Annotated in this window: 20 protein-coding genes; 12 read left to right on the top strand and 8 right to left on the bottom strand. The window is 59.7% G+C overall.

Annotated features, from left to right (window positions below):
* Positions 1 to 160 precede the first annotated feature (160 nt).
* A complete protein-coding gene (locus C1N60_RS10580) occupies positions 161 to 1,684 on the top strand; it encodes a carboxylesterase/lipase family protein (protein WP_394520816.1) in 1,524 nt (507 codons plus the stop codon).
* A gap of 212 nt (positions 1,685 to 1,896) precedes the next feature.
* Positions 1,897 to 3,579, top strand: coding sequence for a methyl-accepting chemotaxis protein (locus tag C1N60_RS10575; RefSeq protein WP_394520815.1), 1,683 nt, complete (start codon positions 1,897 to 1,899; stop codon positions 3,577 to 3,579).
* Here the strand turns inward: C1N60_RS10575 and C1N60_RS10570 are convergent.
* Positions 3,537 to 4,418 (bottom strand): LysR substrate-binding domain-containing protein, encoded by an 882-nt coding sequence (locus C1N60_RS10570; protein ID WP_394520814.1) that lies wholly within the window; start codon positions 4,416 to 4,418, stop codon positions 3,537 to 3,539. The genes C1N60_RS10575 and C1N60_RS10570 overlap by 43 nt on opposite strands.
* Positions 4,419 to 4,543: 125 nt before the next feature.
* Between C1N60_RS10570 and C1N60_RS10565 the strand changes: the two genes are divergently transcribed.
* Together C1N60_RS10565 and C1N60_RS10560 are read left to right on the top strand one after the other, a co-directional pair.
* On the top strand, positions 4,544 to 5,710 hold the full coding sequence (locus C1N60_RS10565) for a methionine aminotransferase (RefSeq protein WP_241797963.1): 1,167 nt from the start codon (positions 4,544 to 4,546) through the stop codon (positions 5,708 to 5,710).
* Positions 5,711 to 5,723: 13 nt separating this feature from the next.
* Complete coding sequence (locus tag C1N60_RS10560) at positions 5,724 to 6,503, top strand: transporter substrate-binding domain-containing protein (RefSeq protein ID WP_394520813.1); 780 nt, start codon at positions 5,724 to 5,726, stop codon at positions 6,501 to 6,503.
* A 63-nt stretch (positions 6,504 to 6,566) separates the two neighbouring features.
* On the opposite strand, the gene pepT is transcribed toward C1N60_RS10560, so the two are convergent.
* Positions 6,567 to 7,793 (bottom strand): peptidase T, encoded by a 1,227-nt coding sequence (gene pepT / locus C1N60_RS10555; protein ID WP_132462565.1) that lies wholly within the window; start codon positions 7,791 to 7,793, stop codon positions 6,567 to 6,569.
* 114 nt (positions 7,794 to 7,907) lie between these two features.
* Between pepT and C1N60_RS10550 the strand changes: the two genes are divergently transcribed.
* Positions 7,908 to 9,503 (top strand): ABC transporter substrate-binding protein, encoded by a 1,596-nt coding sequence (locus tag C1N60_RS10550; RefSeq protein WP_058758514.1) that lies wholly within the window; start codon positions 7,908 to 7,910, stop codon positions 9,501 to 9,503.
* Here the strand turns inward: C1N60_RS10550 and C1N60_RS10545 are convergent.
* A complete protein-coding gene (locus C1N60_RS10545) occupies positions 9,493 to 10,404 on the bottom strand; it encodes a LysR family transcriptional regulator (protein WP_058774705.1) in 912 nt (303 codons plus the stop codon). The genes C1N60_RS10550 and C1N60_RS10545 overlap by 11 nt on opposite strands.
* 147 nt (positions 10,405 to 10,551) lie before the next feature.
* On the opposite strand from C1N60_RS10545, the gene C1N60_RS10540 reads away from it, so the two are divergent.
* Positions 10,552 to 11,973, top strand: a complete 1,422-nt coding sequence (locus C1N60_RS10540; protein ID WP_136547716.1) for a M20 family metallopeptidase — start codon at positions 10,552 to 10,554, stop codon at positions 11,971 to 11,973.
* Positions 11,970 to 13,244 carry an MFS transporter gene (locus C1N60_RS10535; RefSeq protein ID WP_394520812.1) on the top strand — a complete coding sequence of 425 codons (1,275 nt, stop codon included), beginning with the start codon at positions 11,970 to 11,972 and terminating at the stop codon, positions 13,242 to 13,244. Before C1N60_RS10540 ends, C1N60_RS10535 begins: the two co-directional genes overlap by 4 nt.
* A 40-nt stretch (positions 13,245 to 13,284) precedes the next feature.
* Here the strand turns inward: C1N60_RS10535 and aldA are convergent, their stop codons facing one another.
* From aldA to C1N60_RS10520, 3 genes are all read right to left on the bottom strand, one after another.
* Positions 13,285 to 14,721 (bottom strand): aldehyde dehydrogenase, encoded by a 1,437-nt coding sequence (gene aldA, locus C1N60_RS10530; RefSeq protein ID WP_394520811.1) that lies wholly within the window; start codon positions 14,719 to 14,721, stop codon positions 13,285 to 13,287.
* A gap of 158 nt (positions 14,722 to 14,879) precedes the next feature.
* Positions 14,880 to 14,978: a YoaK family small membrane protein gene (locus C1N60_RS10525; protein ID WP_021313714.1), complete on the bottom strand. Its 99-nt coding sequence runs from the start codon at positions 14,976 to 14,978 to the stop codon at positions 14,880 to 14,882.
* Positions 14,979 to 14,992: 14 nt separating this feature from the next.
* Positions 14,993 to 15,316 (bottom strand): hypothetical protein, encoded by a 324-nt coding sequence (locus tag C1N60_RS10520; RefSeq protein WP_394520810.1) that lies wholly within the window; start codon positions 15,314 to 15,316, stop codon positions 14,993 to 14,995.
* A 367-nt stretch (positions 15,317 to 15,683) separates the two neighbouring features.
* Between C1N60_RS10520 and rhaT the strand changes: the two genes are divergently transcribed.
* Positions 15,684 to 16,718, top strand: a complete 1,035-nt coding sequence (rhaT, locus tag C1N60_RS10515; RefSeq protein WP_394520809.1) for an L-rhamnose/proton symporter RhaT — start codon at positions 15,684 to 15,686, stop codon at positions 16,716 to 16,718.
* Positions 16,719 to 16,759: 41 nt separating this feature from the next.
* Here the strand turns inward: rhaT and rhaR are convergent, their stop codons facing one another.
* Positions 16,760 to 17,626, bottom strand: a complete 867-nt coding sequence (gene rhaR, locus C1N60_RS10510; RefSeq protein ID WP_132462557.1) for an HTH-type transcriptional activator RhaR — start codon at positions 17,624 to 17,626, stop codon at positions 16,760 to 16,762.
* A 13-nt stretch (positions 17,627 to 17,639) separates the two neighbouring features.
* On the bottom strand, positions 17,640 to 18,461 hold the full coding sequence (rhaS, locus tag C1N60_RS10505) for an HTH-type transcriptional activator RhaS (RefSeq protein WP_058769862.1): 822 nt from the start codon (positions 18,459 to 18,461) through the stop codon (positions 17,640 to 17,642).
* Between the two features lie 288 nt (positions 18,462 to 18,749).
* On the opposite strand from rhaS, the gene rhaB reads away from it, so the two are divergent.
* Genes rhaB through rhaM form a run of 4 tightly spaced genes read left to right on the top strand, consistent with a single transcriptional unit; the run spans position 18,750 to position 22,629 of the window.
* Positions 18,750 to 20,231 (top strand): rhamnulokinase, encoded by a 1,482-nt coding sequence (gene rhaB / locus C1N60_RS10500; protein WP_058758521.1) that lies wholly within the window; start codon positions 18,750 to 18,752, stop codon positions 20,229 to 20,231.
* Entirely contained in the window at positions 20,215 to 21,471 is a 1,257-nt protein-coding gene (locus C1N60_RS10495; protein WP_394520808.1) for an L-rhamnose isomerase, read from the top strand. The genes rhaB and C1N60_RS10495 overlap by 17 nt, the downstream gene beginning before the upstream one ends.
* 11 nt (positions 21,472 to 21,482) lie before the next feature.
* Positions 21,483 to 22,325, top strand: a complete 843-nt coding sequence (gene rhaD, locus C1N60_RS10490; protein ID WP_088515799.1) for a rhamnulose-1-phosphate aldolase — start codon at positions 21,483 to 21,485, stop codon at positions 22,323 to 22,325.
* Positions 22,315 to 22,629, top strand: coding sequence for an L-rhamnose mutarotase (gene rhaM, locus C1N60_RS10485; protein ID WP_058769776.1), 315 nt, complete (start codon positions 22,315 to 22,317; stop codon positions 22,627 to 22,629). Before rhaD ends, rhaM begins: the two co-directional genes overlap by 11 nt.
* Positions 22,630 to 22,643 lie beyond the last annotated feature (14 nt).

Below are 22,643 nucleotides of genomic sequence, written 5' to 3'. Positions count from 1 at the left end.
AACCATAAAACAGAATGCGCCGCTGCAGTTAACCAAAAAATTTGATGAAGTTGTTCAATGAATCGGTCGCTTATTCGGCTTAATCTGCAAATGCTTGCAGAACATAGACATTCCACTGAGGCCTGCAAATAATGGAATCAGGCTTTACCAGGAACCCGCAATGAAAAATGAACGACGTCTGAGGATCATGACGGCAGAAGGTGAACTCAGAGGCCTGATGGATGATGAACTGTTTACCTTTAAAGGAATACCTTATGCAGCGCCGCCGGTTGGCGCACTGCGCTGGCGTCCGCCGCAGCCGGTGGTACCGTGGCAAACGCTGCGCGATGCCACCGCGTGGGGCGATGCCAGCTGGCAAAATCGTGACTACTGCGTGGCGGCCGGCGGCGGCGATCCGGGCCGCTTCAGCGAAGATTGCCTCTATCTGAATGTCTGGACGCCGGATGTCGAACCCGCTACGCCGTTACCGGTGATGGTATGGCTGCACGGCGGTGGCTTCAGCATCGGCGCCGGCAGCCTTGATCCCTATCGCGGCAAAGCGCTGGCGGCGCAGGGCGTGGTGGTGGTGACACTCAATTACCGCCTTGGCCATTTCGGCTTTTTCGCGCATCCGGCGCTCGACTCCCAGTATCCGCCGGGCAAGGTGGTCAATAATTTTGCGCTGCTGGATCAGATTGCCGCGCTGCAGTGGATTCAGCGCAACATCCCGGCGTTTGGCGGCGATCGCCATAACGTCACGCTGTTTGGCGAATCGTCCGGCGCGCGCAGCGTGCTGTCGCTGTGCTGCTCGCCGCTGGCCGAAGGGCTGTTTCATAAGGGCATCGTGCAAAGTGCCTACAGCCTGCCGGACGTGCCGCATAAGCAGGCGCAGCAAACCGGCCTGCAGGTGGCAGCGCATTTCAATCTGGCCGCGGATGCCAGTGCGGAACAGCTGCGCGCACTGCCGGCCGACAGTTTCTGGCCGCTGGAGCGACCGCTGGCGCTGGGGCCGGTGGCCATCAGCGGCGATGCGGTGCTACCCAGACCGATGCTCGACACCTTTATGGCGGGTAAACAGCATCGCGTGCCGTTGATGATTGGCAGCAACAGCGACGAAGCCAGCGTGCTCGACTACTTCGGCGTGGATGCCCGCAGCGTGTTACAGCAGCTGCGCAGCAAAAGTCGCCTGAGTTATCGCCTGCTGAAGTGGCTGTACGATATCCATGATGACAGCCTGCTGGGGCGCGCGGTGGCGCGCGACATGGCGTTTACCGTCATGCCGCTGCTGGTGGCACAGTCGCAGCACAGCATCGGCATGCCTGCGTGGCGTTACTGGTTTGATTATGTGTCAGAAAACGCGCGTCACCTCTACCCGCACGGCACCTGGCACGGCAACGAAATTCCTTATGTCTTCAATACGCTCGCGACGCTGCCGCCGCCGGGTGACTGGCATTACAGCGCCAGCGATATCGCCTTTGCCGGCCGCGTCAGCGCCTGGTGGGTAACCTTTGCACGGGATGCCAGTGAGTTCAGCCATCGGCTGCGGCTCGACGGAGAACCCGACTGGCCGGTGTGGCGGCCGGGGGAAGATTTGACTCTTGCTTTTGGTCACGACGGTAAAGCGGAATCGGTGCTGAAGACGCGATTTATGCGCGGCCGTCTGCGTCTGTTCCGCCTGATGATGCGCAGCCACGTTAAACTTTAATAAGCCTGCTAATCATGTAAAAACATCAATGTTTTTTTAAGGCAAATTGGCCGCTATCTGCCTGATTTTACGACTGCTCAGCCGCTCCGCGCGGCACCTCATCCTGCAATTAATTAGCTTACAAAACATTTATCTTTTCCCGGTTCGCTGCCGATAAATACCCTAAGCCCTGTTTTATCCGGGCTGCCAGCGTTCACACCAGGGGATTATGTATGGGTATGTTAAAAAACTTCACGATTCGCGCCGTTATGCTGACCATTCTCGGGCTTTTCTGCCTGTTATGGTGTGGCGTAGGGCTGTTCAGCGTCCACTCGCTGAATGCGCTCGGCGAGGGTAACGAGATTGATCGTCAGCTGGTAAACCAGATGACGGCGCTCAGCAAAGGCAACGATCAATATTTCCGCGTGGTCACGCGTCTGTCGCGGGTAATGGAAGGCCGCACCGCCGGTAACGCGCCGACCGCAGAAGCGTTCGCGCCGGTGCAGCAGGCACTGGATAACATGAAACAGCAGTTAACCCAGTTCAAAGCCATGGCGCCGGGTCCGATGGACAGTGAGACGGTGAACAATGTGATCAGCAGCTGGCAGAAACTGCTGGATGAGGGTATCGCGCCACAGGTGGCGCTGGCGCAGCAGGCTTCACTGGATGCATGGCGCGCGCAGGCCAACAATGTCACGCCGCCGCTGAGCCGGGCGTTTGGTGCCAGCGCAGAAGCGTTTAATCAGGCCGCCAGCAGCAAGCTGGATGAGACCCGCGTGACCGTGGACACGCTTACCAGCATGACCAAAGTGATTATTGTGTCGGCGGTGGTGTTCGGCTTATTGATTCTGCTGTTCACTGACCGTTACCTGGTGACGATGCTGGTGAAACCACTGGATCGCATCCGTAACCATTTTACCGTGATTGCACAGGGCGATCTCAGCCAGCCGGTGGAAGAATTTGGCCGCAACTGCGTCGGCAAACTGGTGCCACTGCTGCGGGCGATGCAGGACAGCCTGCGTGAAGCAGTCAGCGCCATCCGCAGCGGCACGGAGAACATCTACCGCGGCGCGGCAGAAATTTCAGCCGGCAATAACGATCTTTCATCGCGCACCGAAGAGCAGGCGGCCGCGCTGGAACAGACCGCAGCCAGCATGGAGCAACTGACCGCCACGGTGAAATTCAACGCCGACAACGCACGTCAGGCCAGCGCGCTGGCGGAGACCGCCACCGGCACCGCGCAGCAGGGCGGCCGTCTGGTTGGCGAAGTGGTGACCACCATGCAGGGCATTTCCGGCAGTTCGAAAAAGATTGCCGAAATCACCAGCGTGATCAACGGCATCGCTTTCCAGACCAACATCCTGGCGCTCAACGCGGCAGTCGAAGCGGCGCGTGCCGGTGAGCAGGGGCGCGGCTTTGCCGTGGTTGCCAGCGAAGTGCGCAACCTGGCGCAACGCAGCGCCGGCGCTGCAAAAGAGATCGCCACGCTGATTGAAGATTCGGTGTCACGCGTTGAAAAGGGCTCGGAGCTGGTCAGCAGCGCTGGCAGCACCATGGATGACATTCTGAAGTCGGTGCAGGATGTGAATGAGATCATGAAGCACATCGCTGCCGCGTCGGAAGAGCAGAGCAAAGGGATTTCGCAGGTCGGTACCGCCGTCACCGAAATGGACAGCGTCACCCAGCAGAACGCGTCGCTGGTGGAGCAGGTGTCGGCGGCGGCCAGCGCGCTGGAGCGTCAGACCGAAGAGCTGCAGGCGTCGGTGGCGAAGTTCCGTCTGTCCGACAGCGCACCGCGCGCGCAGGCTGTAGCATCCGCCGCTGCGCCTGCGACTGCGCTGCGCCGGCCGGTGTTATCTGCCGCCGCAGGCGCTCAGGGTAAACCCGCCAGCAGTGTAGAGTGGGTTTCATTCTGAGGCTGACACAACCACGCCACCAGCTGCGGCAAAAACGGTGGCGCATCTTTTTCCGCCCGCTGTAACAGGCTGTAGCTCGCCCCGGTTGCCACACTCGCGGCAAACGGGGCGATTAACCGCCCATTCGCCAAATCATTCTCCACCAGCGTAATATCCGCCACCGTCACGCCAAATCCCTGAATCGCCGCGCTGATCGCCAAATCCATGGTGGCGAAGTGCTGATTGCGCGCCATCGGCAGCTGCTCCGCCTGGGCGGACAGCCACAGCTGCCAGTCGCGCGTATCGCCGGTCGGATGCAGGAAGGTGAATCTGGCCAGTTCGCTGACATGGCGCGGCGCCGGCACGCTGCTGGCCAGCACCGGCGTCAGGCGCTCGGCAAACAGCGGAATGGCACCGGCAGGCGGCGTGCCGAATACAATCGCCGCATCAAAGTTTTCCAGCTGCGACGCGTGATCAAGCGTGGTGGTGAGCGCCACGTGGATGTCTGGCCGCTGCTGCTCCAGCGCCACCAGACGCGGCACCAGCCAGCGCATAGCGCAGGTCGGGGCTTTCAGCCGAATCGAGGCATTGCTGCGGCTGGCTTTCTCTGTGGCATTGACCAGCAGATTGAATCCCTGTTGCAGCTCCGGCAGTAGCGCCGCGCCCTGATCGGTGAGATGCAGACCGCGCGCGTGGCGTTTAAACAGGGCAAATCCCAGCCAGCTCTCCAGCGCCGCAATTTTGCGGCTCACCGCGCCCTGAGTGATGCACAGTTCGCTGGCGGCGCGCGTCAGGTTGAGATGACGGGCGGTGACCAGAAAGGCATGAATGGCGTTGAGTGGCAGAGCAGAGCGGGACATAACGGCCTCGAGCTATGATTTTTTATCATGGCTATTATGACAACAATTCGCTTGTCGACTCAAGCGTCGCGCCGTTGAATAGAAATCTACTTCCGATACGTGGTTATGCAACCTGTGGAGCAATGATGACCCTGAACAGCAGCGTGAAGCTCTCCTCCAAACAGCCGGACGTCGGCACCACCATTTTTAGCGTGATCGGCCAGCTGTCCGCACAGCACCAGGCCGTTAATCTCTCTCAGGGCGCACCCAATTTCCCGTGTGACCCGCAGCTGGTTGAGCTGGTCAGCCAGGCGATGCGCGACGGCCATAATCAGTACGCCGCCATGACCGGTTTACCGGCGCTGCGCGAAGCGCTGGCGGAGAAAGTGCACCGCCTGTATGGCCAGCAGTACGATGCCGCCAGCGAAGTCCTGATCACCGGCAGTGCCAGTCAGGGCATCTACATGGCGATTTCGGCGCTGGTGCATCCGGGTGATGAAGTGATCTTCTTTGAGCCAGCCTTTGACAGCTACGCGCCGGTGGTGCGGTTACAGGGCGCGACGCCGATCGGCCTCAAGCTGCAGGTGCCGGATTTTGCGATTGACTGGGACGAACTGCGTGCCGCGATCACGCCGCGTACGCGCATGATTATCATCAATACGCCCCATAACCCGAGCGGACAGGTGCTGAATGCCGCCGATCTCGACCAGCTGGCGGCCCTGACGCGTAATACCGACATCGTGGTGTTGTCTGATGAAGTCTATGAACACATCGTGTTTGACGGCCAGACGCACTGCGGCATGGCCACGCACGCGGAACTGGCACAGCGTAGCGTGGTGGTGTCCTCCTTCGGCAAAACCTTCCACGTCACCGGCTGGCGCGTCGGCTATGCGCTGGCGCCTGCTGCGCTGATGGCGGAGATCGTCAAGGTGCATCAGTTCATGATGTACGCCGCCGATACGCCGATGCAGGTTGGCTTCGCGCACTATCTGCAGAACCCGCAAAATTATCTGCAGCTGTCGTCGTTTTATCAGGCGAAGCGCGATCGGCTGCAGACGCTGCTGCAGGATTCACCGTTCAGGCTGTTACCGAGCGCCGGTTCGTTCTTTATGTTGGCCAGCTACGGACATTTCAGTGACGAAAGCGACAGTGAAATGGTAAAACGTCTCATCGTCGATCACGGTGTGGCTACCATTCCGCTGTCGGCGTTTTATATGGATGGCACTGACAATAAATTAATCCGCCTTTCTTTTGCTAAAGACGACGCAACGCTCGAAGCCGGCGCGCAGGCGCTGTGCCGGGTTAAAGGGTAATTAGGGGAAAATAATGAAAAAACTGAACGCACTGTTTATCGCACTGGGCATGATCACCTCCGTGCAGGCGCTGGCGCAGGAGAGCCTGCGCTACGGTCTGGAATCACAATATCCACCGTTTGAAAGCCGCAACGCGCAGGGCGAGCTGGAGGGTTTTGACATCGAACTGGGCAAAGCCATCTGCCAGGTCGGCCATTTTGACTGTAAATGGGTTGAGAGCAGCTTTGATGCGCTGATCCCGGCGCTGCAGGCGAAAAAATTCGATGCGATTAACTCGGCGATGAACATCACCGAGGCGCGGGCGAAAAGTATCGACTTCACCAACCCGATCTACCGCATTCCCACCATGCTGATTGTGAAGCAGGGCGAGAACCTCGAGCCGACGGCGGCGTCGCTGAAAGGAAAAAATATCGGCGTGCTGCAGGGCTCAATCCAGGAAACCTACGCTAAAAAGCACTGGGAATCCCAGGGCGTGACGGTCACGTCGTATCAGGATCAGAACCAGGTATACAACGACATGGTCGCTGGCCGTCTTGACGGTACGCTGGTGATGTCCGCCGCCGGTCAGTCTGGTTTCCTCGATAAGCCGCAGGGCAAAGGTTTCGCCTTCGCCGGTAAGCCGGTGGAAGACGACACCATTCTCGGTTCCGGCATTGGTTTCGGTCTGCGCAAAGGCGATAGCAAGCTGAAAGGTGAACTGGATGCGGCCATCGCCAAAGTCCAGGCCGACGGCACCGTGACTAAACTGGCGGCGAAATTCTTCCCGGGCATTGACGTCAGCGTCAGCAAGTAAGCGGGTGTCAGCCTGACCGGCAGTCGCCGGTCAGGCATCTTCGGCGATTCCCTGCAACCACGCTTATTTAGCCGCCAGATAACACAGCGCTTCCGCCACCTGATACGACTTCACAAACGACGGGATCGGCAGGAATTCAAAGCGCGAATGGAAATTGTGCGCGCCGGTGAAGAAATTCGGCGTCAGTAACCCTTTGGCCGACAGCGCAGACCCATCGGTGCCGCCGCGCATCGGAATCACTTTAGGTTCCACGCCCACCTGCTGCAGCGCAGCAAAAATCAGATCAATTGCCCGCCGGTCCTCACCTATCGCGTTACTGATGTTGCTATAGATATCATTGATCTTCAGCGCGACGTGACCTGTCGGATAGTGCGCGGCGATCTGATCGGCGACTTCCACCAGCTGCTGCTTCTTCGCATCAAAACCCTTCAAATCGAAATCGCGAATCGACGCTTTCAATACCGCGTGGCTGGCATTGGCCTGCATATCATTGAACCAGATATAGCCTTCGCGCCCGGCGGTATGCTCGGGCGTGGCAAGCCGGTCGAAGCGGGCGATGAAGTCGTGCGCCATCAGCAGCGGATTCACCAGCACGCCTTTGCCCGACATGGGATGCGCCGGCACGCCGGTGAAGGTAATTTCAGCGGAGGCGCCATTGAAGCACTCATACACCACTTCGCCCAGCTCGCAGCAGTCGATGGTCCAGGCGAAATCGACGTTAAAGCGCGTCTCCAGGTCCAGCGCCTTGGCGCCGCGCAGGCCAATCTCTTCATCCGGCACAAACGCCACCACCACATCACCGTGCTCGCCACGCAGGTTCTCCACCAGCGTCATCACCACGCTGACTGCCGCTTTGTTGTCGGCCCCCAGCACGCTGGTGCCGTCGCTGAACACAATCTCCTGACCGACATACGGCAGGATTTCCGGATGCTCCGCCACCCGCAACCAGATGTCCTGCTGCGCATTCAGACACAGATCCGCGCCCTCAAAGCGCAGGGTTTGCGGATGGATATCCGGCGATAGCCCGACATCCACGGTATCAATATGGGTGATAAAGCCTACGCGCGGCGCGCCAGGCCGGTTGCCCGGTTTCACGGCGGTCACCGTGGCATGCTGATCAATCACCACATCCTGCAGACCGAGATCGCGCAACTCCTGCGCCAGCAGTTCCGCCATGGCGTGTTGCGACGGCGTACTGGGCAGCGTGCTGGATTTGGCATCGCTCTGGCTGGAGACCGCCAGATAACGGTAAAAACGCTGGGTCAGCTGACGGGCAAGTTGGTCTGTCATCACAATTCCTTATTAGCTTTGCGCCACTGGAGATACGCCAGACGGCTAAATCATGTTATTTATGAAATAAATACCGATGCTGGCTCATAGAAGTCAATAAAAAGCGAGAAGACGATGAAAAAGATGATAGGAAAACTGGCGCTTAGCGCACTGGGGTTAGCGGTTGCAGGCGGCGTCTCGGCGAAGACGCTGGTTTACTGTTCTGAAGGCTCGCCGGAAAACTTCAATCCGCAGCTCTACACCTCCGGTACCAGCGTGGACGCCAGCGCCGTGCCGATTTTTAACCGCCTGGTGGATTTCAAACCGGGCACCACCGAGCTGGTGCCCAGCCTGGCGGAGCGCTGGGAGATCAGCCCGGACGGCAAGGTGTATACCTTCCATCTGCGCAAAGGGGTTAAGTTCCAGAGCAATAAACTGTTTACGCCGTCGCGCGATCTCAACGCCGATGACGTGATCTTCTCGTTTATGCGCCAGCTCGATACGAAAAATCCTTATCACACCGTTTCGGGCGGTAACTATGCCAACTTTGAAAGCCTCGAGCTGGCAAAACTGATCACCCGTATCGATAAGGTGGATGATCTGACGGTGCGGATTACGCTGGCCCATGCCGAAGCGCCGTTTCTCGCCGATCTGGCGTGGTATTTCGCCTCGATTCACTCGGCGGAATATGCCGACCAGATGCTGAAAGCCGGTACGCCAGAGAAAGTGGACATGCAGCCGATTGGCACCGGACCGTTTGAGCTGGTGCAGTATCAAAAAGATTCCCGCATTCTCTACAAAGCCTTCCCGCAGTACTGGCAGGGCAAGGCCAAAATCGATCGGCTGGTGTTTTCCATCACCCCGGACGCCTCGGTGCGCTATGCCAAACTGGAGAAAAATGAGTGCCAGGTGATGCCGTTCCCTAATCCGGCCGATCTCGACAACATGCGGCACAACCCGAACATCACGCTGGAACAGAAATCTGGCCTCAACACCGGTTTCCTGTCGTTCAACACCACCAAAGCCCCGCTGGATAACGTGAAAGTGCGCCAGGCGCTGGCGATGGCCATCAATAAGCAGGCGATCATTGATGCCATCTTCAAAGGTACCGGCACGGTGGCGAAGAATATTCTGCCGCCGGATGTGTGGAGTGCAGATAAAGATCTGCAGGATTACGCCTACGATCCGCAACAGGCCAAAGCGTTGCTGCAGCAGGCCGGCATTCAGCCGGGCACCGAAATTTCGCTGTGGGCGATGCCGGTCCAGCGGCCGTATAACCCCAACGCCCGCCGCATGGCCGAGATGATTCAGGCCGACTGGGCAAAAGTGGGCATCAAAGCCAACATCGTCAGCTATGAGTGGGGCGAATACCTCAAGCGCGTCAAGGGCGGCGAGCATCAGGCGGCGCTGATGGGCTGGACCACCGCCACCGGCGATCCGGATAACTTCTTCGGGCCATTGTACAGCTGCACCTCGGCGAACGGCGGCTCCAACTCGTCCAAATGGTGCTATGCGCCGTTTGAGAAAATCATTACCGAGGCGCGCGCCGAGCAAAATCACGACAAGCGCGTGGCGCTGTACCGCGAGGCGCAGCAGATGATGCATGACCAAATGCCGGCGGTAATGATTGCGCACTCAACGATTTTCGAGCCGGTGCGTAAATCGGTCAGCGGCTACCAGGTGGATCCGTTCGGCAAGCACATCTTCTATCCGGTGGATATCACGCCTTAATCGCAGCGGACAGCGCGCTGAGCTGCTGTTGCAGAAAGGTCAGAAACAGAGTCAGGGCGGCGCTGCGGGGTCGCCCTGACTGCGTCTGCAGCTGCAGCGTACGCTGGCTCAGCTGATCGATATTGACCGCGCGCATCACCAGACCCTGCTGCTGCGCTTCCTCCAGGGTAAAACTGCTGCAAATGGTCACCGCCAGCGGCGTGCGCAGTAGAAAATGAAACAGGGTGGAGAAATTGTCGCAGGTCAGCACCGGTTCAATCAGGTGGCCACTCATGTGGCTGGCCAGCTCAAACAGCTGGCGTACCGTGGTGTTTTGCTGCGGTAGTGCCAGCGGATAGTGGCTGAGATCGGCCAGCGCCACCTGCGGCACGCCCGCCAGCGGATGGCTGTCATGCATCACCAGCAGCACCGGCGCCGGCCATGAGCCCACCACCTCAACCGCACGTTCCGCGTGCAGGCTGAATTGCAATGCCACATCGCACTCGCCGCTGCGCAACAGTTCAGCCACGCCCTGTGCGCTCGCCACCCGGACGTCAAACAGCACGCCGGGATGATCGCGGCGAAAGGCGGCAATCAGCCGGGGCAGCAGGGTAAACGCCAGCCCGTCGGTGCAGGCGACACGAATCAGCGTGCGCCGCACCGCCTTCAGGCCTTTGATCTCCGCCAGCGCATACTCCATATCCAGCAGATTTTTGCGCACGTGATGGGCAAAAATCTCGCCGGCCTCGGTCAGCACCATGCCGCGCGCATGACGGGCAAACAGCGTCACGCCCAGCTGCTGCTCCAGCCGCTGAATCTGGCGGCTAATGGCAGAGACCGCCACAAACAGCTGGGCGCTGGCTGCGCTGAGCGAACCGCAATCGGCTACCGCGAGAAAATAACGCATTTCGGTGCTTAACATGCCATGGCCTCCGTCTGTGCCTGCCTCGAAATCGGGCAACGCAGCTTTGCTTTAAAGGCAAATCTTACTCGATAAATTGATAATTGTGGCAAAGCTGCCTTTCCGCAAAGATGAAAAAACAGCAGACCTATAACAGGCAGGGCAAACATGACAGCACAACAGGCGGTTCAGCAGGCCACCGCATATTTCGACAGCGGGGAATTTCAACGTATCCTGGCGCGCCGCGTGGCATGGCGCACCGAGAGCCAGCGCGACGATCGCGATGCGGCACTACAGGACTATTTGCAGCAGGAGATTGCGCCGCAACTGCAGGCGCTGGGCTTCACGCTACAGCTCATCGATAACCCGCACGCCGCCGGCCGGCCATTCCTTGTGGCGGTGCGCATGGAAGATCCCGCCTTACCGACCTTGCTGAGCTACGGGCACGGTGATGTGGTATTCGGCGATGACGAAAACTGGCGCAGCGGGCTGTCGCCGTGGCAGCTGACCGAAGAGGGCGATCGCTGGTACGGACGCGGCAGCGCCGACAACAAAGGTCAACACTGCGTCAATCTTGCGGCGCTGGAGCAGGTGTACCAGGCGCGCGGCGGCCGTCTCGGCTTTAACTGCAAATGGCTGTTTGAGATGGGCGAAGAGATCAGCTCGCCGGGGCTGGCGCAGCTGTGTCAGCAGCAGGCGGAACTGTTGCAGGCTGACCTGTTCATTGCCTCAGACGGTCCGCGGCTCAACGCCGTGCGGCCGACGCTGTTCCTCGGTTCGCGCGGTGCGGTAAATTTCCGCCTGACCATCAACGCGCGTGACAATGCTTATCACTCCGGCAACTGGGGCGGACTGCTGAGCAATCCCGGCACCCGGCTGGCCAGCGCCATCGCCACGCTGGTGGACGCGCAGGGCGTGCTGCAGGTGGAGGCGCTGCGGCCCGACTCGCTGACGCCGCAGGTGCGCGCCATTCTCAGCGATATCGAGGTGGGTGGCATGCCAGGCGATCCCGCGATTGACACCAACTGGGGCGAGCCAGGCCTGACGCCTGCCGAACGCCTGTACGGCTGGAACACGCTGGAAGTGCTGTCGTTTCTTACCGGTAACCCGGCGCGCCCGATGAATGCCATTCCCGGCAGCGCGACAGCGGTGTGCCAGCTGCGTTTTGTGGTCGGTACCGACTGGCAGCGGCTGGCGCAGCACGTCAGCGCGCATCTGGCGCAGCACGGCTTCCATGATGTTGAGGTTGAATTTTTGCGCGGTTCACCCGCCACGCGTCTCGATCCTGACGATCCGCTGGTGCACTGGGTGCTGAACAGCATGGCGGCAACCAGCGGCAAAAAACCGGCGCTGCTGCCCAACCTTGGTGGATCGCTGCCAAATGAGGTATTCGCGGAGATTCTGGGCCTGCCAACGCTGTGGGTGCCACATTCGTATCCCGCCTGCGGTCAGCATGGCGTGAATGAGCACATGCTGAAATCGATTGCCCGCGAAGGGCTGCAGATCATGACGCAGCTGCTGTGGGAGCTGGGCGAGCAGGGCACGGAATGGCTGGCGCAACACCGCGCCTATGCCGGAGGTGGCGCATGAGCAGCCTCAGCCATAGCGCGCCGCTGAGCGGCGTGAAGCCAAACCTGCACAAAACGCTGTTTGCGACCTGCATTGGTAATGCGCTGGAGTGGTTCGACATTGCGGTATATGGCTTCTTCGCCAGCTATATCGCCCACGCCTTCTTTCCCACCAGCGATGCGTCGGTCTCGCTGCTGCTGACCTTTGGCAGCTTCGGCGTCTCGTTCCTGATTCGCCCGCTGGGTGCGGTGGTGCTGGGCAACTATGCCGATCGCCACGGGCGTAAAAAAGCGCTGCTGCTCTCCATCAACCTGATGATGCTTGGCGGAGCCATCATCACGTTTATGCCGGGCTACGACAGCATCGGCCTGCTCGCGCCGCTGCTGATCCTGCTGGCGCGCCTGATACAGGGCTTTTCTGCCGGTGGCGAGTTTGGCAGCTCCACGGCGTTTCTGGTCGAGCATTTTCCCGAGCGCAAAGCCTTTATCGCCAGCTGGCAGTTCGCCACCCAGGGCGCCAGCACGCTAATGGCTTCGGCGTTTGGTCTCGGCCTGACGCAGATCCTGAGCGAAAGCCAGATTCAGGCGTGGGGCTGGCGTATTCCGTTTGCCTTCGGCCTGCTGATTGGCCCGCTCGGGCTGTATATCCGCCGCCACGTGCATGAGCCCGCCAGCTTTGCCGCACAGACGCCGGAAGCGGCCCCGCTTAAACGGCTGTTTGGCCGGCAAAAAGCGCTGATGCTGCTGGCGATTGGCCTGATGGTGATCTCCACGGCGGTCAACTACATGCTCAACTACGTGCCGACCTACGCAACCAAAAACCTGCATCTGCCGGGCTCGGTGGCCTTTACCGCCACGCTGCTGGCCGGGGTGATTCTGACGGTGGTGACGCCGCTGATGGGATTGTGGGCGGAACGCATTGGCCGCCTGCCGCTGATGTGGGGCTCGCTCATACTGCTGATGGTCACCATCTATCCGGCCTTTCGGCTGGTGGTCAATCACACCACGCCGGCCACGCTGATCGTGCTGGTGTGCTGGATGGCGCTGCTGAAATCGATCTATTTTTCTACCGTACCCTCGGTGATGGCGGATCTGTTCCCGATTGGTACGCGCGCCAGCGGCATGGCCATCAGCTATAACATTGCGGTTACGGTGTTTGGCGGTTTTGCGCCGCTGATTTGCACGCTGCTGATCAGTGCCACCGGCACCAGTCTGGCGCCGGGCTACTACCTGATGGCGATGTCGCTCTTAAGCGGGATAGCGCTGCTGCGCAGTCAGAAACGGATACGCTAAGTGGCAACCGGTGCGCGCACTGCGCACCGGTGTTTACGCATCAGGCAAACTGCAGATAGGCGACGTGCGTTTGCAGATACTCCTCCAGCCCGTGGCGGCCATCGGCGCCGCCGATGCCGGATTTGCGCCAGCCGGCATGGAACCCCTGCATCGCTTCAAAATTTTCGCGGTTAATGTAGGTTTCACCGAATTTCAGCCGGCGCAGCGCGATCATCGCGGTGTTCAGATCGCGGGTATACAGCGATGAGGTCAGGCCATAGTCGCAGTCGTTAGCCAGCGCGATGGCTTCATCCAGCGTGTTAAAGCGCATCACCGGCAGCACCGGACCAAATATCTCCTCACGCATGATCGCCATCTCCTGACGTACCCCGGTGATGATGGTCGGTTCAAAATAAAAACCACGTTCACCGGCGCGTTTGCCCCCCAGCACCACCTTGCCGCCCTGCGCGACGGCGCTGGCGACCTTTTGCCCGACGCGGTCGCACGCGGCTGCGCTAATCAGCGGCCCCATATCCACATCGGCCTGCTGCGCCGGATCGCCAAATTTCACCTGCCGCATCGCCCCGGTCAGGGCGCTGATAAAGCGATCGTAAATGCCGTCTTGCACATACACGCGCTCGGCGCAGTTACACACCTGACCGCTGTTAATAATGCGCGAACTGACGATAGCCCTGACGGCCAGATCGAGGTCGGCGTCGTCCATGACAATTGCCGGCGCTTTACCGCCCAACTCCAGCGACACTTTTGTCACATTCGGCGCCGCGGCGGCCATGGTGGCGATGCCGGCGTTGACGCTGCCGGTCAGGCTCACTAACCCGACTTTAGAATTGGCGGCCAGTTCCTGTCCCACCTCCGGGCCATAGCCGTAAACGATGTTAATTACCCCGGGCGGCAGGCCGATGTCGTCGATAATGGCGGCGAACAGGGCGGCGTTATTCGGGGTGATCTCACTCGGCTTCAGCACGATGGTGTTGCCGGTGATCAGCGCCGGTGCCGCTTTGCGCGCAATCAGGAAGAAGGGAAAATTCCACGGCAGAATGCCGGTGGTCACGCCAATCGCTTTCTTAAACACAAAGATGTTTTCGTTTGGGCGATCGCTGTTGACGATTTCCCCTTCGTAGCGTCGCGCCCATTCCGCCATGTAGTCGAAGTAGTCAGCGGTAAACAGCACTTCGGTTTGCGCCAGCGCCTGGGTTTTGCCGCCCTCCGCGACGAGGGTGGTGCTCAGCTCAGGCTCGCGCTGGCGAATTGCCGTGGCGATGCGGTGCAGCCAGTCGCCGCGCGCCACCGCCGGTAACGCTTCCCAGCCGGGCTGAGCGGCTTCTGCGGCGGCAATGGCTGCCGCCGCCTGCTGTTTGCTGCCCTGGGGCACGCGTGACAGCAGGGTCTCCGTCGCCGGGTTAATCACTTCAATCCAGCTATCGTTATGCGCCTCGACAAACGCGCCATTAATGTAGTGTTGATGATGAAGGGTCATGTGCAGGGGCTCCACGCTCGGTTTTGTTAAACTGATGTGAAGGAAGAGTGAAGCAGATGAACGCTGGCGACCTTTTTATCACTGCCAGCACTGGCAGGGCGCTGGCAATAGCGGCAAGAATCACGCGACTGACGCAGCATTCTGCGTCAGTGGACCTTTCAGGAACCTGGCATCATAGCGCCGCTGGCAATAAACCAGACCAGAAAACTGACACCGGCAACGATAATGGCGATGGGGAACAGCAGACCGATTTTCATATGCATCCTGAGCGTTAGGCGAGCTGGATTAGCGCGCGGTGGGTTTTCATCATACTGAATAGCTGAAATTGTGTCGCGTCATCGACCTGACGCAGATGTTCGCCTTTCTGATACTGAATCTGATGCACATGGCCGAGCTGACGCCACACCACAATGGCTGACGCCAGCAGCGCGCAGTTCTCTTCGCTCTGCACGCAGTCCAGCGTGGCGTAGTGATTAGTATCTAAGCCATTAATGAACACATTCAGCGCCTCGGGCGGCACGATGGCGCGGATGTCATCCAGCATCACGCGGCTCACCGCCTGCGACAGCACCAGCGTTAACCGTTTGCTCTTCATCTCAATCCCTGGTTCCGATGATTTTTCCCACGTTATACGGATTTAACCCCGTCGGGGGAAGTGCTTCGCGCAGCTTTGTGTGAGTGCCATGTTAAGCGGCGCGCTGGCAACAGAGGAAAAACTGTGCCGATCAACACAACATAAATCAAAAATATGCCGAATAATAAGCAACTTAAAGAACTCATCCGGCATAACGGCGACAAATGCGAATTTGTGATCCTTATGTTGCATACCCCCCCGATTTTGCCAGTCAGCCTGGCTTTACGGCAACCATCCAAAGGCTGAGTCCACGCAGTGCGCCATAGACTGCCACTAATCGGAAACCGCAGGTGTTTCCGTCTGGCCTCAACCTTACGAAGGAATAACAATGAACAGTGCCATTCTTGCAGGTATCTTCTGGCATCTGGTGGGTGCCGCCAGCGCCGCCTGTTTTTATGCTCCGTTTAAACAGGTTAAAAAGTGGTCATGGGAAACCATGTGGTCGGTCGGCGGCGTGATGTCGTGGCTGATTCTGCCCTGGGCAGTCAGTGCCGCGCTGTTACCGAACTTCTGGGCGTACTACAGCAGTTTCAGTTTATCGCAGCTGCTGCCGGTGTTTCTGTTCGGTGCCATGTGGGGCATCGGCAACATCAACTATGGCCTCACCATGCGCTATCTGGGGATGTCGATGGGGATTGGCATCGCCATTGGCATTACGCTGGTGGTGGGGACGCTGATGACGCCGCTGTTGCAGGGCCGATTCGTTGAACTGTTCAGCTCCGCCGGCGGCCGGATGACGCTGCTGGGCGTACTGGTTGCGCTGCTGGGTGTGGCGATTGTGTCACGTGCCGGACTGCTAAAGGAGCGGGCGCTGGGGATCAACGCCGAAGATTTTAACCTGAAGAAAGGCCTGGTGCTGGCGGTGCTGTGCGGCATCTTCTCTGCCGGCATGTCATTTGCCATGGATGCGGCAAAGCCGATGCATGAAGCTGCTGCCGGTCTGGGCATCAATCCGCTGTATGTGGCATTGCCGAGCTACGTGGTGATCATGGGCGGTGGCGCGCTGATCAACCTCGCGTACTGCTTTATCCGCCTGGCGGTGAAGCCGGAGCTTTCGCTGCGCCGCGATTTTTCCGTGGCAAAACCGCTGCTGATCGCCAATATCGCCTTCGCCGTGCTGGGGGGAACCATGTGGTATCTGCAGTTCTTCTTCTATGCCTGGGGCCACGCAAAAATTCCCCCGCAGTACGACTTCGTAAGCTGGATGCTGCACATGAGCCTGTACGTGCTGTGCGGCGGCCTGGTAGGACTGGTGCTGAAGGAGTGGAAATCGGTGGGGCGTCGACCGGTGAGCGTGTTGTCGATTGGCTGCGTGGTAATCATTATCGCGGCAAACATTGTCGGTCTCGGTATGGCCGCCTGATAACGCTTAACACCGCACCGCCTGACGCGTCTCTGCGCGCGTCAGGCTTTTTCTTTGTCTGCCATCGGTTCGCGCGGCGACAAAAAACGCTGACGCCACGCGCTGGGTGTTAACCCGGTTTCGCGCGTAAACACCACGGAAAAGTAGTTGCTGTCATCAAACCCGCAGCGTGCCGCCACTTCGCTAATCAGACATGCCTGCGTGCGCAACAGATATTTTGCCTGACACAGCTGCAGCTGACGCAGGTAGTGGCCGATGGTCATGCCGGTTTGCTGACGGAACAGCTGTTTCAGCGACCGTTCGCTGAGCTGATTTTGCTGGCAGAAATGGGGCAGATCGAAGGGGCGGCTGATATCGCCGAGCAGCGCCGACATCAGCAGATCGAGCTGTTCGCCCTCCGGCAGCACCCACGGGCGATCGGCGGCGTAGCCGTGACGGCGCAATATCAGTGTCAGCTGCAAAAACAGCGCTTCCGACAGCTGAATCGAGAGCGAATCGCTTTTGCGACTTTCGCGCTCCAGCTGGCTGATGACGCCGCGCGCCAGCGCCATGCCGCGCGTGGTCAGACGCCAGCTGGCGGGTGTCTCTTCATCCTGTGGCGGCAGCAGCTGCTGCCAGTCGAGCGCCAGGCTGAAGCGATCGCGGCAGTAAAGAATATTGTCGAGCGCCAGATCGTTGACGCTATCAAAGCTGTGGCAATCACTGTCGCGAATGTAAAACACATCGCCGCAGGTGATCAGCCACGGCCGATCGTTGAGGATATGCAGGCCATTACCGCGCCAGACAATCACAATCTCGCTGAACTCATGCCGGTGCGGTGGGAAAGAGGGTTGCGGCATGCGTTCTGCCACGGCAATAGGCAAATTGCTGGCCGGGAAGTAATCCTCGCGCGTCAGTAACAGCGGCATGTCAGCCCTCCGGTTACCCCATCTGCTGGCGCGCCATGCGCGGCGCGCAGCCAAATTCCCGCCGGAACAGGGTGGAGAAGTGATTACTGTCACCAAACCCACACTGATAGGCGATGTCCGTGATGCGCATCTCGCTGTGGCGTAACAGGTGCCGCGCCTGCAATAAACGCAGCCGATTAAGATAGCGCTGCGGCGTGCTGCCAGTCTGCTGCTTCATCTGGCGATGCAGGGTACGCAGCGACAAACAGAAGCGATCGGCCAGCGCTTCCCACGCAATCTCCTCACTGTAGTGCGCATTCAGCCAGTCCAGCAAGCGGTGCAGGCGGGCATCCTGGTCCTGCGCCTGATCGTTGTGCGCCGCCTCGCGCAGCAGCACCAGCAGCTGCAAAAAGTGCTGTTCCTGCTGCGCCTGACGTTCCAGCGACCAGCTGGCCGGCTGCTTCATCTGCGTCACCAGCTGCAGCGCCTGCGCCATCACTTTATGGTTAATTCGCCAGTGTGAAACATACTGGCCGTCCTGTTCGCGCGGCAGCAGCGCCTGCAGGCCGGACAGAAAGCGGAACGCCGCCGGACTGCGATACAACACATTCGTCAGGCACAGATTGTCGGTTTGCTCGTACAGATGGCGATCGTGATCGCGCACAAAACAGACGCAGCCGGCGCTGAGCGCCTGCGGCTGACCATTAAATACGTGGATGCCCGAGCCCTGTTCCACCAGCACAATTTCATGAAAATCATGGTGATGCTCCGGAAACGCCGACTGCGGCACACGTGGCTCAATGGCTATCGTGTAATCGCCGGCCGGAAAGAAATCAGCACTGTGTAATACCGTCATCATGCGCCCTCAGTTAACAAAACCGTAACCGAGTCTACGCAGCCGCCTGCCACCTTACCTTGAATTTTGCACCGGGCAGCGCAGGAAAATCGCCAATTATTCAAGATCGCCTAAGTGATTGATGGAATTGCGGCAAGGCTCACAACTCTGCCGTTATGCGGTTCTGTGAGCTCACTCACGAACACCTTTGCAAACCTGCCAGCGGTGATGACCCGCTGGCACTCGCGGGAAGGTGCCTGCGGCGCAGGATTTCTACTCTGTCGCCATGTCTTCACAGGGAGTATCGCCATGAGTCTGCGTAATATTGTTGCCATCGATTTAGGCGCATCCAGTGGCCGCGTCATGCTGGCCAGCTGGCAGGCTGACCGTCAGCAGCTCAGCCTGCGCGAAGTGCGGCGTTTCGCCAACCCGCGCGTGCAGCGCGGCGATTATGACTGCTGGGATTTGGACCGGCTGGAACAGGAGATCCGCGCCGGGTTGCAGCAGCTGGATGAGGAGGGCATTGTGCCGGACAGCCTCGGCATTGATACCTGGGGCGTGGACCTGGTGCTGCTGGACGCGCACGGCGAGCGGGTAGGCGAAGCGGTCAGCTACCGTGATAAACGCACCGACGGCCTGATGGCCCAGGCGATGCGTGAACTCGGGAAACCGGCGCTCTATCAGCGCACCGGTATTCAGTTTCTGCCGTTCAACACGCTGTATCAGCTGCGCGCGCTGCATCTGCAGCAGCCGGACTGGCAGGCGCAGGTGAAGCACGCGCTGATGATTCCGGATTATCTGCACTATCGCCTGACCGGTGAACTCAACTGGGAATACACCAACGCCACCACCACCCAGCTGCTCAATATTCACAGCGGCGAATGGGATCGCGAGCTGCTGGCCTGGGCGGGCGCCGACGCCAGCTGGTTCGGCATGCCGCGTGCGCCGGGTAACACCGTCGGTTACTGGCGCAACGCCAGCGGCCAGCGCATCCCGGTGATCGCCGTCGCCACCCATGATACCGCCAGCGCGGTGCTGGCCACGCCGCTGGAGCAGGACGATACTGCCTACCTCAGCTCCGGCACCTGGTCACTGATCGGCATCGAAAGCCTGCAGCCCTGTGTCAGCGAGGCGGCGCTGCAGGCTAATCTGACCAATGAAGGCGGTGCGGAAGGTTATCGGGTGCTGAAAAACATCATGGGCCTGTGGCTGTTGCAGCGGGTGTGCAGCGAACTGCACATCAGCGATCTCACTGCGCTGATCGACAACGCCGCGCGGGAACCGGCCTGCCGCGCCCTGATTCACCCTAATCATCACCGCTTCATCAATCCGGCCAGTATGGTGCAGGAGATTCAGAACGCCTGCGCCGAACAGGCGATGCCCGTGCCGCACAGCCCGGCGGCGCTGGCGCGCACCATCTTTGACAGCCTGGCGCTGCTCTATTCGCAGACGCTGCAGGAGCTTAGCCACCTGCGCGGCGCTGCGCTGCGTCAGTTACATATCGTCGGTGGCGGCTGCCAGAATCCGCTACTTAACCAGCTGTGCGCCGATGCCTGCCAGCTGCCGGTGTTTGCCGGCCCGGTGGAAGCCTCGACGCTGGGCAACATCGGCTGCCAGCTGATCGCGCTGGGTGAGTTGCGCGACGTGGCCGATTTACGCCGCTGCATTCGCCACAATTTCCCGTTAGAAAAATTTATCCCGCTGAATCACAGCGTCTTTGCGGCCCATCAGGCTCGCTTTGCGGCGCTGAGCCTACCTGCTAAGGAACTTGCATATGACAAAGCTGATTGAACAGGCCTTTGAACTGGCCAGACAACGCTACGCCGCCATTGGGGTAGATGTGGAACAGGTGATGGCACAACTGGATACCATTCCGGTGTCGATGCACTGCTGGCAGGGCGACGATGTACGTGGGTTTGAGAATCCGCAGGGGGCGCTCACCGGCGGCATTCAGGCGACCGGCAACTATCCGGGGCGGGCGCGCAACGCGGTTGAACTGCGTGCCGATCTCGACAAAGCGATGTCGCTGATCCCCGGTGCGAAACGCCTCAACCTGCATGCCATCTACCTTGAGAGCGACCGCCCGGTAGAACGAGATGCGATTGAGCCGCAGCACTTCAGCAACTGGCTGGAGTGGGCGAAAAGCAAAAAGCTGGGGCTGGATTTTAACCCAACCTGCTTTTCTCATGCGCTCAGCGCAGACGGGTTTACGCTGTCGCATGCCGATCCGGGCATTCGCCAGTTCTGGATCGACCACTGCACCGCCAGCCGCCGTATCTCCGCCTGGTTTGGCGAGCAGCTGGGCACGCCGTCAGTCATGAATATCTGGGTGCCGGACGGCATGAAAGATCTCACCGTCGATCGCCTCGCGCCGCGCCAGCGTCTCGCCAGTGCGCTGGATGAGATCATCCGTGAACCGCTGAATCCGCAGCACCACATTGATGCGGTGGAAAGCAAACTGTTTGGCATTGGCGCGGAGAGTTACACCGTGGGTTCCAGTGAGTTCTGCCTCGGTTACGCCACCAGCCGCCAGACCGCGCTGACGCTGGATGCCGGCCACTTCCATCCTACCGAAGTGATCTCCGACAAAATCTCCAGCGCCATGCTGTTTGTGCCGCGCCTGCTGTTACACGTCAGCCGTCCGGTCCGCTGGGACAGCGATCACGTGGTGCTGCTGGATGATGAAACCCAGGCGATTGCCTGTGAGATCGTCCGTCAAAAGTTGTTCGACAGGGTGCACATCGGTCTCGACTTCTTCGATGCCTCGATCAACCGCATTGCCGCCTGGGTGATCGGCACGCGCAATACCCAAAAAGCCCTGTTGCGGGCGCTGCTGGAGCCGGGCGAACAGCTGCGTCAGCGGGAGCGTGATGGGGATTTCACCGCCCGTCTGGCGCTGCTTGAAGAGCAGAAGTCGCTGCCGTGGCAGGCGGTATGGGAAGCGTGGTGCCTGCGCCACGATGTGCCAGCCGATGCCAGCTGGCTAAGCGAAGTCCGTCACTACGAACAACACGTGCTGCGTCAACGTTAAGGAATCGATTCATGCAAACAATTCTCTCCGCGTGGTTTGTGCGCGACATGGTTAAAGCCACCAGTGACATGTGGCTGAAAGGCTGGGATGAACGTAACGGCGGCAACGTCAGTCTGCGTCTGTTGCCGGAAGAGGTCAGCGCGTATGCCAGCGATTTTTATCCGGCACCGCGCTGTATTGAACTGAGCAAGCCGGCGCCCGCGCTGGCCAACGACTGGTTCCTGGTGACCGGCTCCGGGAAGTTCTTTCGCAACGTGCAGCTCGATCCGGCAGACAGTCTGGTGCTGCTGCAGGTGGATGACAAAGGGCTGTCTTACAAAATTCACTGGGGGCTCAGCAACGGAGGGCTGCCAACGTCCGAGCTGGCGGCGCACTTTCAGTCACACAGCGTACGCAAGGCACTGAGCCACGGCGCGGACCGGGTGATTATGCACTGTCACGCCACCCACTTCATGGCGCTCAGCTATGTGGTGGATCTGGATGCGGCGCGCTTTACCCGCCTGCTGTGGGAGGGCAGCACCGAGTGCCTGGTGGTGTTCCCCGATGGCGTCGGCATTTTGCCCTGGATGGTACCGGGTACCGATGGCATTGGTCAGGCGACGGCAGAAGCGATGGCCAGCCATAGCCTGGTGATGTGGCCTTTCCACGGAATCTTTGGCGCCGGACCGACGCTCGACGAAACCTTTGGTCTGATTGATACCGCTGAGAAGTCATCGCAGGTGGTGGTTATGGCGCTGTCGATGGGCGGCATTCGTCAGAGCATCACCACCGAACAGCTGATCGCGCTGGGCGAACGCTTTAACGTGAAGCCGTGGCCGGCGGCGCTGCAGGCGGAGCGCAGTGATGTTGCGTAAAGCGTTCGTCATGCAGGTCTATGCGCACTGCCATGCGGAGTATCAGCGCCGTCACACGCCAATCTGGCCGGAGCTGGAACGGACGCTGAAAGCGCATGGCGCGCACAACTACGCGATCTGGCTGGATGCTGAACGCAACCTGCTGTTTGCCAGCGTCGAGGTTGAGTCCGAAGCGCGCTGGCAGGCTGTAGCGCAAACTGAGGTGTGTCAGCGTTGGTGGGCGTCAATGCGTGACCTGATGCCATCAAATCCTGACAACAGCCCGGTGAGCAAAGCCCTGCAGCCGATGTTTTTCCTGCCTTAGCCGGCCATGTCAGC

It is taken from the genome of Pantoea sp. SGAir0184, from assembly GCF_043544755.1.
Note: the sequence above shows the minus strand (reverse complement) of the source record. Positions and strands in the feature narration are given on the sequence as shown.